Origin of the sequence: Nitrospira sp. (genome assembly GCA_016788885.1) — a bacterium.
In the GTDB taxonomy this organism is placed as follows: Bacteria; Nitrospirota; Nitrospiria; order Nitrospirales; family Nitrospiraceae; genus Nitrospira_A.
This window is the reverse complement of record JAEURX010000075.1, coordinates 1-14336: the sequence shown is the minus strand read 5'-3', so window position 1 is coordinate 14336 and position 14336 is coordinate 1. Positions and strand designations below refer to the sequence as shown.

At 60.0% G+C, this 14336-nt stretch carries 11 protein-coding genes; 10 read left to right on the top strand and 1 reads right to left on the bottom strand.

Translation table 11 applies throughout. From position 1 onward, the window contains the following. Positions 1-10 precede the first annotated feature (10 nt). From JNL86_17835 to JNL86_17790, 10 genes are all read left to right on the top strand, one after another. Entirely contained in the window at positions 11-2902 is a 2892-nt protein-coding gene (locus JNL86_17835) for a heavy metal translocating P-type ATPase (GenBank protein ID MBL8044773.1), read from the top strand. A 67-nt stretch (positions 2903-2969) separates the two neighbouring features. Next, on the top strand, positions 2970-4403 hold the full coding sequence (locus tag JNL86_17830) for a Do family serine endopeptidase (GenBank protein MBL8044772.1): 1434 nt from the start codon (positions 2970-2972) through the stop codon (positions 4401-4403). A 177-nt stretch (positions 4404-4580) separates the two neighbouring features. Next, positions 4581-4955, top strand: a complete 375-nt coding sequence (locus tag JNL86_17825; protein ID MBL8044771.1) for a hypothetical protein — start codon at positions 4581-4583, stop codon at positions 4953-4955. After that, entirely contained in the window at positions 4952-5587 is a 636-nt protein-coding gene (locus tag JNL86_17820; protein MBL8044770.1) for a methyl-accepting chemotaxis protein, read from the top strand. The genes JNL86_17825 and JNL86_17820 overlap by 4 nt, the downstream gene beginning before the upstream one ends. A 200-nt stretch (positions 5588-5787) precedes the next feature. Next, positions 5788-6522, top strand: coding sequence for a prepilin-type N-terminal cleavage/methylation domain-containing protein (locus JNL86_17815; protein ID MBL8044769.1), 735 nt, complete (start codon positions 5788-5790; stop codon positions 6520-6522). A gap of 15 nt (positions 6523-6537) precedes the next feature. Then, complete coding sequence (locus JNL86_17810) at positions 6538-9297, top strand: response regulator (protein MBL8044768.1); 2760 nt, start codon at positions 6538-6540, stop codon at positions 9295-9297. A 53-nt stretch (positions 9298-9350) separates the two neighbouring features. Further along, complete coding sequence (locus tag JNL86_17805) at positions 9351-10424, top strand: response regulator (GenBank protein MBL8044767.1); 1074 nt, start codon at positions 9351-9353, stop codon at positions 10422-10424. 137 nt (positions 10425-10561) lie between these two features. After that, the gene (nikR, locus tag JNL86_17800) at positions 10562-10978 is read left to right on the top strand and encodes a nickel-responsive transcriptional regulator NikR (GenBank protein MBL8044766.1); all 417 of its coding nucleotides are present in this window, start codon (positions 10562-10564) and stop codon (positions 10976-10978) included. A gap of 7 nt (positions 10979-10985) precedes the next feature. Beyond that, complete coding sequence (locus JNL86_17795; protein MBL8044765.1) at positions 10986-13031, top strand: TonB-dependent receptor plug domain-containing protein; 2046 nt, start codon at positions 10986-10988, stop codon at positions 13029-13031. 175 nt (positions 13032-13206) lie between these two features. Further along, positions 13207-13782 carry a DNA-3-methyladenine glycosylase gene (locus JNL86_17790; protein ID MBL8044764.1) on the top strand — a complete coding sequence of 192 codons (576 nt, stop codon included), beginning with the start codon at positions 13207-13209 and terminating at the stop codon, positions 13780-13782. 57 nt (positions 13783-13839) lie between these two features. On the opposite strand, the gene JNL86_17785 is transcribed toward JNL86_17790, so the two are convergent. Then, positions 13840-14196 (bottom strand): hypothetical protein, encoded by a 357-nt coding sequence (locus JNL86_17785; protein ID MBL8044763.1) that lies wholly within the window; start codon positions 14194-14196, stop codon positions 13840-13842. Between the last annotated feature and the right edge of the window lie 140 nt (positions 14197-14336).

Here is a 14336-nt window from a genome sequence, read left to right as displayed (position 1 = left end):
GTGCGGGATCATGGCGATTGATCCAGTCTGCGGCATGACGGTTGAGCCGGACCGGGCGGCGGGGCATGCGGACCACGAGGGCGAGATTTATTACTTCTGCAGCCTCTCCTGCCTCGACCGGTTTCGCGCCGCGCCGACGCAGTACGTAAAAAAGGCTGTCCCCGCCGGCGCCGCCGCTCAACAGTCTGGTCGCCGCTCGCTGCCGATGATGCAGCCGATGCCTGCTCAAGAGCCGGTCACGGGCGGCGAGCGGGATCCGGTTTGCGGCATGATGGTCCAGCCTGCCACGGCGGCCGGCTCTCACGTCCATGCACAGAAGACCTATTATTTCTGCTGCCAGGGGTGCCTCGAAAAGTTCCGCGCCGATCCGGCTCGGTACCTTTCTCCAACCGCAGCGCCTTTGAGTCCGCCGCGCCAATTCGGAGGGAAAGCGCTTCCCATGATGGCGTCGGAACCACCCCCTCCGGCGCCGGGTGGATCGATCGATCCGGTTTGCGGGATGACGGTGGATCCACAGACGGCAGCCGGATCCTTCGCGTATCAAGGCACGACCTATTTCTTCTGCTGTCAGGGTTGTCTCACCAAATTTCGCGCCGATCCCGCACGCTATCTGGCTCCGGGTGCCGCCAAAGAAGCGATGTCGGCAATTCCGGCACCTCCCGGAACGAAGTATGTCTGCCCCATGTGCCCGGAAGTGTTGGAGGAGAAGCCGGTCCCTTGCCCGAAATGCGGCATGGCCTTGGAGCCTGATTCCGTACAACCGCTGCCGACCAAGACTGAATATGTCTGCCCAATGCACCCGGAGATCGTGCAGGCGGAGCCGGGATCCTGCCCGAAGTGCGGAATGGCGCTGGAATCACGGACGGTCACTGTTGAGGAAGAACTGAATCCGGAACTGGTCGATATGGCTCGGCGGTTCTGGGTGGGACTCGTTCCGGCAGCAATCGTATTCGTGCTGGCCATGTCGCACATGATCCCCGGCAATCCGATGCACCATGTGCTGTCGGATACTCAGTCGGCCTGGATACAGTGTGTGTTGAGCACGCCGGTGGTGCTCTGGGCCGGATGGCCGTTTTTTCAGCGTGGCTGGGCGTCGATCGTCCACCGTAGTCCGAACATGTTCACGCTGATCGCGATCGGGACCGGTACGGCCTATTTCTACAGCGTCGTCGCCACGTTACTCCCCTCGTGGATTCCGCAATCCTTCCACCTCGAGAGCGGTGCGGTGCCGGTGTATTTTGAGGCCGCCGCTGTGATCACGGTTTTGGTCCTTTTAGGCCAAGTGTTGGAACTGCGCGCCAGGAGTCGCACGACCGGCGCGATCAGGGCATTGCTCGGCTTGGCGCCGAAGACGGCACGTATGTTGCGCGAAGACGGTCGCGAAGAGGATGTGCCGCTGGAGCAGGTACAGGTCGGCGACAGGCTGCGGGTGCGTCCGGGCGAACGGGTGCCGGTGGATGGAGTGATTCTCGAAGGCTCGACCTCAATCGACGAGTCCATGATTACCGGGGAATCCATCCCTGTCGAAAAGTCTGCCGGAGAGCGGGTGACCGGCGGCACGATCAACGGATCCGGCGGTGTCGTCATGCGAGCGGATCGCGTGGGAGCGGATACGCTGTTGTCCCATATCGTTCAGATGGTAGCCGAAGCCCAACGCAGTCGTGCGCCCATCCAGCGCACCGCGGACGTGGTGGCCGGGTATTTTGTTCCGATCGTTGTTGCCGTGGCCCTCGTCACCGGGTTGCTGTGGGCCTGGCTGGGACCGGAGCCGCGTCTGGCCCATGCCCTGTTGAACGCCGTGGCCGTGTTGATCATCGCCTGCCCCTGCGCGCTCGGGCTGGCGACGCCCATGTCGATCATGGTGGGAACCGGGCGTGGGGCTTCGGCGGGAGTGTTGTTTAAGAAAGCTGAGGCGCTGGAAACAATCGAAAAAATCACCACGCTGGTATTCGATAAAACCGGCACGTTGACAGAAGGCAAGCCGAAGCTGCGCGTGGTGAGTGCCATGGCGCCCTGGTCGGAGACGGACCTCTTGCGATTGGCCGCGTCGGTCGAACGGGGAAGTGAGCACCCGGTGGCGAATGCGATCGTCGGCGGGGCCGAAGCGCGAGGCATCGCGTTGGAGCCGGTGGTCGAGTTTGCCTCAAAAACGGGGAAGGGCGTCATGGCGACCGTCGGGACCAAGCGAGTGGCGGTGGGCACCATCGACTGGTTGCGGGAGTTGAACGTCGGCGATGAAAGTGCGCTCAGCGCATTGGATGCCAATGCCGAATTGATGCGGCAGACAGGGCAGACTGTGATGCTGGTGGCGGTCGATGGCCACGCGATCGGCATCCTGGGTGTAGCCGATCCGATCAAGAGTTCCACGCCGGAGGCCCTCCGGTTGTTGAAACAGGCAGGCATTCGCCTGGTGATGGTCACCGGCGACCATGCCGTGACGGCGCAGGCGGTGGCTAAAGAACTGGCATTGGACGAGGTCAGGGCCGGGGTGAAACCGGACGAGAAGAGCCGGATCGTGCAAGAATTTCAGCGGCAAGGTCAGGTTGTGGCCATGGCCGGAGACGGAATCAACGACGCGCCTGCCCTTGCCCAGGCGGATGTTGGCATCGCCATGGGAACCGGCACGGATGTGGCTATGGAAAACGCCGGGGTCACCCTCGTGAAAGGGGATTTGCGGGGCATCGTCCGGGCCTACCGCTTGAGCAAAGCGACGATGCGGAACATCCGCCAGAACCTCTTCTTTGCCTTTGTGTACAATAGTATTGGTGTGCCGGTCGCGGCCGGGCTCTTCTATCCGTTGTTCGGTCTCCTGCTCAGTCCGATGATTGCCAGTGCCGCCATGACCTGTAGTTCGCTCTCGGTGATCTCCAACGCGCTCCGCCTCCGGCATACCGATTTGTGAGTTCTGCGTGTGCATCACCCCAGCGCGTGATAGGGTGGGGCCTGCCGTCTTGAGGATATTTCGCACCATGTCGTCACGGGGATCACAAGCGGGCCTGTTGGCTCTGGGCATCGTGGGTGCCCTGCTGGGCTGCTGGCTAGAGGTGACTGCGTCGGCGGCCGATCTGCCGACGCCGCGCATGTCGAAGGTGAGCACGAGCGGCGATCTGCAGGCCCAGGTGCGAGCCACCGCGGCCAAGGTCCTTCCGGCCGTCGTCAGTATTGCGTCTACCGTCATGGTCCACGATCAGGCGTTCAGTGATGAAGGTCTGCCCTTCGGGATGTTTAAGGATGTGCCGCCCCGCCGCCAATATGGGCAGGGGTCCGGCGTGATTGTCTCGTCGGACGGGTACATCATCACCAACAATCACGTGGTGGCCGATGCGGTGGATGTCGAAGTGATTCTGGCCGATCGGCGGCAATTCAAAGGCCGGGTCGTCGCCACCGATCCGAAGACGGATGTGGCCGTCGTGAAAATCAATGCCACAGGTCTTCCCACGGCAGCCTGGGGCGATTCCAGTGCACTCGCCGTCGGTGATTTTGTCCTGGCCATCGGAAATCCTCTCGGCTTGAGCCGCACGGTGACGTTCGGCATCGTCAGTGCGGTTGGGCGTGCGGACGTGGGGGTCGCCGACGTAGAAGATTTCATTCAGACCGATGCGCCGATCAATCCGGGCAACTCGGGCGGAGCATTGGTAAACACGAATGGAGAGTTGGTCGGGATCAACACGGCCATCGCCAGTCCCACCGGCGGCAGCGTCGGTGTCGGCTTCGCGATTCCCAGCAACATGGCCAGAACCGCCATGCAGAGCCTCATCAAGACGGGCCGCGTTGTGCGCGGATTTCTCGGCGCCTCCACTCAGGATGTGACGCCGTTGTTGGCCAAGATTTTTCACCTGCCGGATGTGAAGGGATCAATCATCACCGATCTGCAAGCCAAAGGATCAGCCGAACGGGCGGGCTTAAAGCGCGGCGATGTGGTGGTGCGGTTCGACGGGCGCGATGTCATGGACAGCGGCCACCTGCGGAATCTCATGGCGGCGGCCGCCATCGGCAGCAAACACCGGGTCGAATTGCTCCGGGATGCCCGCTTGATGCAGGCCGAATTGACGGTGCAGGAAGCGCCGCGCGAGCGGCAGCGAAAGGCCCAAACGGCCGAGGTCGCCGGCCCTACGGCGCATCCCCTGTCCGGCGTGATCGTTGATGAAATCACTCCGGCGCTCGCGCGGCAAATGGATCTTCCTGCCAACACCGGCTTGGTCGTGACGGATATCGAAGACGGTAGCCTGGCGGAAGTGTCGGGACTGCAGCCCGGTGATGTGATTCTGGAGCTCAATCGACAATCCATCCCCAACTTCACCACGTTTCAACGGCTCGCCGAGCCGCTGCGCTCGACGGATCTTGCGCTCCTGCTTATTAACCGGCAGGGCAGCCTGCTCTACATTCCCATCCAAAGCGAATAGTCGGTTCCCGGCCGATCCGGTCTGCCCGTGAACCTCTCCCGGTGGTTCTGCCAACCGCGGTGGCTGCGGTCTCACGCTTGTAGGAATGTGTAAAGAAATTGAGTTTTTATCCCAGTGAGACATACTAACTGCGTGTTGGGTCGGTGATTCCGAAACTTCATGGCGAAGAGGTGTGTCGTGAGGTCGATGAGAGCCGTGGGTTGTCTGCTGGTTGTGTGGTGGTGTTCGGCCTGTGCCCCGGATCCTGATCATGCTCCGTCGTATCTGGTCGGGGTGTGGGAAACGCGGACGGACGGCTACGTCGACCAGCATATGTTTATCGATCAGAGCCGAATCGGTTTCGGCACGAGTGCCCTGGCGGCGGACGGCTATGTGATTACGAAGATCGACGAAAGCCGAGAGGGCGACAAGACGCTGTTCGTCGTGTCGTATCAGGATGCCGAACAGGCCAAATTCCAGCTAGCCTTCTTTTATGACCCGGCTGGGGGCGGGCGGATCACGTTTAAGAATCAGGATCATCTGATTTGGACGAAAAGAGCGACAGCCACATGAGTCGGCCACGGTTTCGACGGCATTTCTTGTGGGATACGGTCCAACCACGGTTTCTAGGGCTGAGCTTTTGCTATGTCGTAATGGTCATTGCGGCTGTGGCAGGGGCGCTCTTCGTGCCGTTGATGCTGGAACTTAACCACCTTCCGCTTTCTTCGGTCGAAGCGCAGCGGGTGGCCGATCAATTTGAATTATTGCACAGCCGGTTTTGGCCGGTGGTGGCGGTGGTGTCGCTCCTGCTCATCGTGCATGGGGTGTTCTTCTCGCATCGCATCGCGGGGCCGCTCTACCGCTTCCGCAGGATTTTTCAGTCCGTGGCGAGCGGCGATTTGACGGTGCGCACCTCGATCAGGAAGAGCGACTACTTGCATGTCGAAGCCCAGTGCCTGGGGGAGATGGTCGGCGCGTTACGGGAGAAGATCGGACAGATCGAGACGCATCATGCGCAGATGGCTCCGCAATTGGAGCGCCTGAAGGCGGCGGCTGCCCGTGGGGCATTGCGCGAGGTGGAGCAGGAGGCCGATCGGTTACGCGCCACCGTCGAACAACTGGCGCAGGCGATGGAACCCTTTCAGACGAAATCGGAACCGGCTGAGCCGCATCCCTCGCCGCTGCCCACCGCCGCCGGATTCTAGCAGGGTGCGGGAAAAGCCCGCCAGCGGCGTTCTCGCGACACTCAGAGGCTCACCGTACGGCACGAGTACGATTCGCCTCTTCGCTTGCTGCGGCCTTGCTGGACGGCCTTTTTGCGCATCCTGCGGGTTAGTGCCAAAACGACACGGCACAGGAACGTATGCGCAATAATCGCATTTTTTCGCAGGATTCTAGAATCGCCATGTATCACGTATCCGTCGATCGTCGTCAGCAGGGATTTACCATTGTCGAGTTGGCGATTGTGATGGTGATTGTCGGCGCATTGGCCGGATTGGCCGTGCCGACGTACCTGGGGTATTTGGACAAGGCTAGGCTTGCCCGCTGCATCGCGGAGATCCGCTACATCTCCCGCGCCGTCGATTCGTATCAAGCCTCCTACGACGTCTATCCTGGCACACTGGCTGAAGCAGGAGCAGGCGACATCATCGATCCCTGGGGCAATCCCTATGAGTACTTGAACATTGCGGCGTTGAGCCTGCCTGGCAACGGTGGCGGGAATGGCAATGGCGGCGGGGCCGGCGGAAATGGGAATGGTGGCGGAGGCAATGGTGGTGGAAGCGGAAACCCCTCCGGTGGAAACGGCGGTGGAGGGAGCGGTGGAAGCGGGAGCTCAACTACGACCACCACGCCAAGCAGTACCGGAAATGGCAATGGCAACGGCGGAGGTAATGGAAAGAAGGGCGCGTGGCAGTGGATCTTGCCCGACGAAGCCTACGCGGCCGGCAACGGATCGGGTAATGCGAGCAAGGGGAAGCCGCGCAAAGACCGCTTCCTCCATCCCATCAATTCCGATTACGACCTGTACAGCATGGGCAAGGACGGGGAGAGTGTGGAACCGCTGACGGCCAAGAAAAGCCACGACGATGTCATCCGCGCGAATGACGGCAGCTTTGTCGGGCTAGCGGTCGAATTTTAGCGAGAACAAGCTACTGTGCAGATCGAATATGCCTTCCTTCGCAGTCGTGTCGCCCGCCGCGTGTTCTTCCTCTTTATCCTCTGTGCGCTGTTGCCTGTCGGCGCGTTGAGCGTGGTGTCGCTCACCGACGTGACCAGCCAGCTCACGCAGCAGGCCGAGCGCCGGGTGCAGCAAGAAAGTAAAGCCATGGGCATGGCTATCTATCAGCGCTTGCTTCTGCTTGAAGCAGGGTTGCAGGTGATTAGTAGTCAGGCTCAGACAATCCCGGCTCGTCACGCCGATGGCGTGATGTCGCCAGCGCGCCTGTCGAACACGCCGGGATTTACCGGCGTGGCGCGACTTTCTGAGGACGGAGATGCAGAGCTTGTTCTCGGCGAGATGCGCTCCATCCCCTCCTTGTCCGAACCGCAATGGGCACTGCTGCGTCAGCAAAAGACACTGATGATGAATATCGATGACGCAGGCGTCAGGCGGCTCCTTTTTGCCCGCCTCCTCGACTTCACCAATCAGGCGGTTTTGGCTGAGATTGACCCTAGCTATCTATGGGATCTCAGCCGAAGCCTGGCGCCTCCCAAGGACATGTTTTTCTGTGTGTTCGGGAAACCGACAGTGATGCTGTTCTGCAGTCAGCCCCTTCCCGAAGAATTGCGAGAGCAGTGGGCGAGGAGAGGCGCACACGGCCGCCCATCCTTGTTTGAGTGGCGTGAAGGGGAGGACTCGTACATTTCTGGATCCTGGGAAATGTTGTTGCGGTCTGATTTTTCGACAGATCCATGGACGGTCGTGTTGAGTGAATCGCAACATGCAATGCTGGAGCTCTTGGGAAGTTTTCGCTCCCGATTTATCCTTGTCGTCGTGATTGCCCTTTCGTGTGCGGCCCTGCTGAGTGTGATTCAGATTCGAAAGTTCATGGTGCCGTTGGAACAACTCGGCGAGGGCACCAGGCGTGTCGCGGCGAGGAACTTCTCGCAGCCGGTTCGAATCGAAAGTGGCGACGAGTTCGAGCAGTTGGCCGTCTCATTTAATTCCATGGCGGGGCGATTGCATCAGCAGTTCGCCCAGTTAGCCACCATCCATGAGATCGATCGCTCAGTTCTGTCCGTGCTCGACCCCAGCCGTATCGTGGATACGGTCTTGGCACGCTTGCGCGAGGTGTCGCCCTGCGAAGGGGTTGCCGTGTTGCTGATGGATTCGGCCGGACCGACGCAGGGTTGGCTCTACGCCAGAACAGCGGCGAACAATAACCAGACGGCGATGACCGGTGTGTCCGTGGGTGAGGCGGAGCGTGCGATGCTTATCTCCCACGAAGGCGGCTCAACGCTGATGGAAACGGAAGGAGCCGGCGCGTTCACCCAATTGTGCGCTCCGGGTATCGTGTCCCTGATGGTGTTGCCTCTGTTCCGCTCGCGTGACCTGCTGGGCGCCATTGCAATGAGTTACCGGAGCACGCCGGAGATGGATGCAGAGGAGAGAGAGCGATTGCGCCAATTGGCCGATCAGGTCGCGGTGGCCCTGAGTAATGCGTCGGATTTGGCGGATCGGAAGCGAGCGGAAACTTCGTTGCGTGAGAACCATGCCAAGCTGGAGCAAGCCCTGACCGACCTGCAGACCGCACAGCAACAGATGGTGCAGCAGGAACGCCTCCGCGCCTTAGGTCAAATGGCGAGCGGCATTGCGCACGATTTCAATAATACCCTCTCCCCCATTATGGGCTTCAGCGAACTCCTGCTCATTGCGCCGCAGATGTCAGCCGATCCGGCCCAACTGAAGGAATATCTGCAGACCATCAACATGGCGGCCAAGGATGCGGCGAAGGTCGTCAGCCGCCTGCGCGAGTTCTACCGGCCTCGCCTCGACGCGGACCTGGCCGGCATTGTGGATCTGAATCGACTGGTCGAGCAGAGTGTGAAGCTCAGCCAGCCGAAATGGAAGGATCAGGCCTTGGCGAATGGAGTGGCCATCGAGATCAAGACGGAATTGGACTCGGTGCCTCCGGTGGCCGGGCACGAATCGGAGTTGCGCGAAGTGTTGACCAATCTGGTGTTCAACGCCGTCGATGCCATGCCGAAGAGTGGCTCGATCACGCTGCGGACGAAGGCGGACGGCGAGTACGTTCGTCTGGAAGTTGCCGATACCGGCACAGGTATGACCGAAGACGTGCGCCAGCGTTGTCTCGAACCGTTTTTCTCCACCAAGGGCGAAAAGGGGTCCGGGCTCGGGTTGGCGATGGTGTATGGCATCATCAAACGGTTGCGGGGCACGATCGACATTACCAGCGCCGTCGGGATGGGAACGACGTTCAGCATTCGGTTGCCGATTCAAGCTGAACAGGATGCGGGCAGCAAGCAGGACGGTCACAGTCTGGACGGTGTGCATCTTCAGATTTTGGTGGTTGACGACGATCCGCTGGTCGGCCGTGTCACCGGAGAATATCTGCGGGTGGCCGGCCATCAGGTGGAGGTGGTCACCAGCGCGGCCGACGCCATCAAGCGGTTCAACCCCGAGCGGGTACATCTTGTCGTGACCGATCACGGTATGCCGCACATGACGGGGCGGCAGCTGGCTGAAGTGATCAAGCAGGTGTCTCCGGAGACGCCGGTGGTGCTGCTGACCGGCGGCGACGAGATTGACCAGAAGGAGATCGCTTCGTCGGCCGTCGATGCCGAGCTGTGCAAGCCGCTGACTATGGCCGCGCTTCAGCACACACTGTCAACCCTCACCTTTTCCGGTGTGCGGCATGCGGAGAGCCGAAAAGAAATTGGTGATGCGGCCTGAGGATGGTAGGCTCAGAGAAACACATTACACTGGAGAAGGAGCGCGCGAGCGAGATGCAGGACCTTGATCTGAGCACCATCAAGCTTCTATTGGTCGACGACGAAGCCCATTGCACGAAATTGATGGAGGCCTTCCTGAAGCAGGCGGGCTTCAGTCGGGTTACGGTGACGAATGACCCTCGTCAGGCCGTGCCGCTGTTTCAGGAGGTCAAGCCGGATCTCGTGGCGCTCGATATGCGCATGCCGCACATGGATGGATTCGAGGTGATGCGGCAGCTGAGACAAGTGATTCCAGCCGGGGACTATGTGCCGATTCTCATCGTAACCGGCGAGCTGGATGCGCCCACCAAACACAAGGCGCTGGCCGAAGGCGCCAACGATTTTCTGAACAAGCCGGTGGATGCCATGGAAGTGGTCCTGCGGATCAAGAATCATCTGGAGACTCGGCGTCTGCATCAACAGATTCGGATGCACAATGAACATCTGGAGGCGCAAGTCCGGTTGCGCACCAAAGTCGTTGAACAGACGCAGCTGGACTTGTTGAATCGTTTGGTGCTGGCGTCCGAGTATCGCTATGACCCGACCGGGGCCCACGCGTGGCGTGTCGGGCGGGTGGCGATGTTATTGGCGGAGATGAAGGGGCTGCCGGCAGATCAGGTGGAGTTGATCAAGAAAACCGCCCCGTTGCACGATGTGGGACGGATCGGTGTGCGCGATGCAATTATCTTAAAAGAGGGCGTCTACGAACCGGCCGAATGGGAAGCGATGAAAATGCACACGAAGGTCGGTTCGAAGATCTTGTCAGACAGCCGATCACCCCTCCTGATGATGGCGAGAGAAATCGCCTTGACCCACCATGAGCGCTGGGATGGGAAAGGTTATCATGGCTTGAAGGGCGTGCAGACTCCGTTGACCGGACGGATTGTCGCGCTGGTGGATGCCTTCGATGTGATGACTCATGCCTGTTCGTACAAAGCCGCGTTAAGCCTCAGTGATGCCAGGGCGGAAATCGAGCGGTATGCCGGAACACAGTTTGATCCGGAGTTGAGCGCCCTCTTCGTCACGCTCATCGATCGTGATGGTGAGTCGCTGCTGGCCGATGCAATGGCCGTGCAGTTGTTTGCATAACGCCTCCCGTGCTCTTCCTCCACGCCGTTTCCACATGAAGGCGTGCTCCACACGTCAGCTCCGGGTTGACGCCGTTCTGTCGGCTCTTGTACTCTCCGTGCCACGAAAATAAAAAACATGCTACTTGCAGAGGCCTCATGACGAAGCTGGCACGATTTGGTGTGTCCCTAGATCAAGACTTACTGGCCGAATTCGATCGTCTGATCGAGCGGCGATCATACACAAATCGTTCCGAGGCCATTCGCGACCTCATTCGTGACAGCTTGGTTGGTCAGGAGTGGAACGAGAATAAGGACACGGTGGCGACGATTACCTTCGTCTATGACCACCACGTGCCGGATCTCGCCAGAAAGCTGACCCACATTCAGCATGAGTTTCAAGGCCACATCATGGCCGGGATGCATGTGCACCTGGACCATGACCATTGCCTTGAGGTGCTCGTGGCGCGGGGCAAGGGCGCCGCCATCCGCAAAGTCGCCGACGCGTTGCTCAGCGTCAAAGGCGTCAAGCACGGCAAACTGACGATGACGACGACCGGCAAAGGCCTGCGGTGAGCCGCCGGTGACGGGTGCGCTTCACTCCCTCATCGTCGCGCTCGGGATTGTCCTTTGGACGGCGCCGCTTGGCGCCCACGACCCGGACGCGTTGGAGCTTGAGGTGTCGGAGATCGAGGTTGTTGCCGATCGGCCTGTAGCGGCATCTTCCCAGCAATTCATTCCCGACAACGAGTATCTGATGCAGCCGCAAGGGCGACCGGCCCAAGTGTTGCGGCTGATCCCCGGCTTTGTCGCAGTGGAGCATTCGGGCGGAGCCGGAAAGGCCGACCAGTATTTCCTACGTGGATTCGACGCCGACCACGGAACCGACGTCGCATTCTTTGCCGATGGGATGCCGATCAATTTTCGCAGCCATGCCCACGGGCAGGGCTATACCGACCTCAATTTCATCATTCCCGAAACCATCGAAGGCGTGGATGTCTACAAAGGCGCCTACCTGCCGGAGTACGGCGACTTCGCCACGGCGGGCGCGGTCAACTTTCGCACGCGGGAAGTGGTGAAAGAAGGCCTCGTCCAGTCTGCCGGGGGGCAGTTCAACACCCAGCGCCATCTCCTGATGTTCTCGCCGACCAAGGAGACGGTGCGAACACTCTTCGCGGCTGAGGGCTACTACACCGATGGGCCGTTTCAGAGCGACAACCGGTATGTCCGGGGGAACCTGTTGGGCAAGGCGACGATGAACCCGCTCGGGCGTGATGAGTTGGTCATCACCGGCACGTTTCAGAAGTCGCAGTGGAACGGCTCCGGCGAGATTCCATTGCGGGCCGTGCACGATGCATCGCTCGACCGGTTCGGGTCCATCGATCCGAGTGAGGGAGGGAAGACGCTCCGCAGCACCGGACGAATCAACTACCACTACGACCTGCCGTCGGGTGGCCGCTTCTTCGCCAATGCCTATGCCCAGTACTACCGGTTCGATCTGTTCACCAATTTCACGTTCTTTCTCACTGATCCGGTCAACGGCGACGGGTTTCAGCAGTCGGACCGGCGCATCGTCTATGGCGGCGACCTGGGCTACCGTCACAGCGGCCATTTCTTCGACATGGATGCCGTGGCAACGGTTGGGGTACAGGCGAGGATCGACGCTATCCATGCGCGCTTGGGGCCGCAAGTGAAGCGGGCCCCGCTGGGGACGACCGTGGACAGCAACATTGACGAAGCCTCGTATGCACCCTTCCTCAAATTGGAACTGCAGCCGACTCCATGGCTGCGACTGGCCGGAGGTGTCCGCACGGAGCTGTTTACCTTCGACGTGCGAAACCGCTGTGCGACCTGCACGGATCAACCAGCCAGCAATACCAGCTCGGGGCTCGTGCTGCCGAAGATGAACGTCATCCTGGGGCCCTGGTTCAAGACGGAATTCTTTGCCAACTACGGCGAGGGCTATCATAGCAACGACGCCCGCTCCGCTGTGGTTCAGGTCGCGTCACCCTTGGCGCGGGCGAGGAACTATGAAGTCGGGATCCGGTCGAAGCCCTGGGGTTCAGATGGAGTCGAATTGATCGCGACCTTGTGGGCGTTGGACTTAAAGCAGGAACTCGTCTTTGTGGGAGACGAGGGGACGACGGAAATACGTGGCGCGTCACGCAGACGCGGGGTGGAAGTTTCCGCGCGTGGGCAGCTCTGGGGGCCGCTGTATTTCAACGGCAGCGTGACGTGGACCAAGGCGGAATTCACGAACGGGGATGCGATTCCGCTGGCCCCCGAAGTGACGGCCTATGGAGCCTTGCTGTTGCGCTGGCCCGAAGGGCTGACCTCGCAGATCCAGGCGACATATCTCGGCGTCCGGCCCCTGGTCGAAGATCGCAGTGCGAAGGCGCCATCCTGGACTACATTCGACTTGTCGGAGCGGTACCAGCTTCCGGTGACACTACCGCACGGACGGTTGGAAGCGTTTCTCTTTGTACAGAATCTGTTCAATACGAAATGGGAACAGGCGACATTCTTTTTCGATTCGCGCCTGCGAAACGAAGCGGCCGGTGTGGCCGACACGCATTTCGTGCCGGGGAGTCCGCGGTTTGTGATGGCCGGCCTCGCCTGGTACTTCTGACAGGCTGCTGAAAATGACCGCCAGCTTCGTTCTCACCTCGGCATCATCCTCAACGTAGCCAAAGGGCTACGCCTCCGGTGCTGCCATCGGCTGCGGCGGTGCCTCCATTGATTGAACCTATTGATGGTCGCCATGTACATTTGGAGTTGTCCGGTTACCTTAGGTTAAAACGGCCATGATCCTTCCTCGTGAATATTTTGATCGTCCCACCCTCGAGGTGGCCCGTTCGCTGGTCGGGAAATATCTTGTGCGGGAACAGAGCGGCCGACTCATCGCCGGACGCATCATCGAGGTCGAGGCGTATATTGGGCAAGAGGATAAGGCTTGTCATGCCTCGAAGGGGAGGACGGCGAGGACGGATGTGCTGTTCGGTCCTCCTGGACATGCCTATGTGTATCTGTGCTATGGCATGTATGAAATGTTGAACGTGGTGACGGAGCAGGAAGGGTTTCCGGCAGCGATTCTTCTACGAGCCGTGGAATGCGAGGGACGGTTAATCGATGGCCCTGGGCGGCTGACCCGTGCGTTCGATATCGACCGCCGCTTAAATCGTTGCGATCTGACGCTTGGCGAGTCCCTCTGGTTTGAGGATCGCGACGAGGTCGTGCCAACAGGACTGTTGGCCACCCATCCGCGTATCGGTGTGGATTATGCCGGGGAGTGGGCTCACAAGCCTTGGCGGTTTCGTCTCACGACTGAAACAGCGAAGCCTCGCCGCAACGCCACCAGACTTTCAGTCTCCAAGAAATAAAAAGGGGAAGCCGGTGTACGGCTTCCCCTTGGTAAAACGGAGTCTCGGAATCGAGAACTAGTCGATCTTGCGCTCGCCGGTGATCTTGGTCGCGGAGGTGACGGGCGGTTCGATCTTGATCTGCGGACCTTGCACGTTCGGCAAGCGACCTGCCCCGTGGCCTTCGGTGATCCGCGCATTGTCCGTCTTGGTCAGATTCTGCTGAGCATGCTTGGTGGACTCGAAGGACTTCAGCAAGGTGGATTCGCCACGCGCATCCTTTTGACCGGGATCATTGGCGGTCGGCTGTCCGTTCACCGGGCTGCCGTCATTCTTCATCGGATAACCTTCGTGCTTCGGCAACAGCGCCGGATTGGCGGAGGCCATCGAACAGAGAAACAAAACACCTGCAAGGGTCGCGACGCTGCCGATCACGAGTTTCAGACCCCTACTCCTTTGAAAGAATGTGAAAGTATGGTGGTCGAGTATATAGACGTTAAAAGCCTTAAGAGTGCCGGAATATTAGCTGCCCGAAGAAGCCGTGTCAAGAATAAAGGGGGGAGGAGCGGCCGGGC

Bases quoted from the DNA above. Each gene is read 5' to 3' on its own strand.
- JNL86_17835 (MBL8044773.1), top strand. From the start codon at position 11: ATGGCGATTGATCCAGTCTGCGGCATGACGGTTGAGCCGGACCGGGCG.
- JNL86_17830 (MBL8044772.1), top strand. From the start codon at position 2,970: ATGTCGTCACGGGGATCACAAGCGGGCCTGTTGGCTCTGGGCATCGTG.
- JNL86_17820 (MBL8044770.1), top strand. From the start codon at position 4,952: ATGAGTCGGCCACGGTTTCGACGGCATTTCTTGTGGGATACGGTCCAA.
- JNL86_17815 (MBL8044769.1), top strand. From the start codon at position 5,788: ATGTATCACGTATCCGTCGATCGTCGTCAGCAGGGATTTACCATTGTC.
- JNL86_17805 (MBL8044767.1), top strand. From the start codon at position 9,351: ATGCAGGACCTTGATCTGAGCACCATCAAGCTTCTATTGGTCGACGAC.
- nikR (MBL8044766.1), top strand. From the start codon at position 10,562: ATGACGAAGCTGGCACGATTTGGTGTGTCCCTAGATCAAGACTTACTG.
- JNL86_17790 (MBL8044764.1), top strand. From the start codon at position 13,207: ATGATCCTTCCTCGTGAATATTTTGATCGTCCCACCCTCGAGGTGGCC.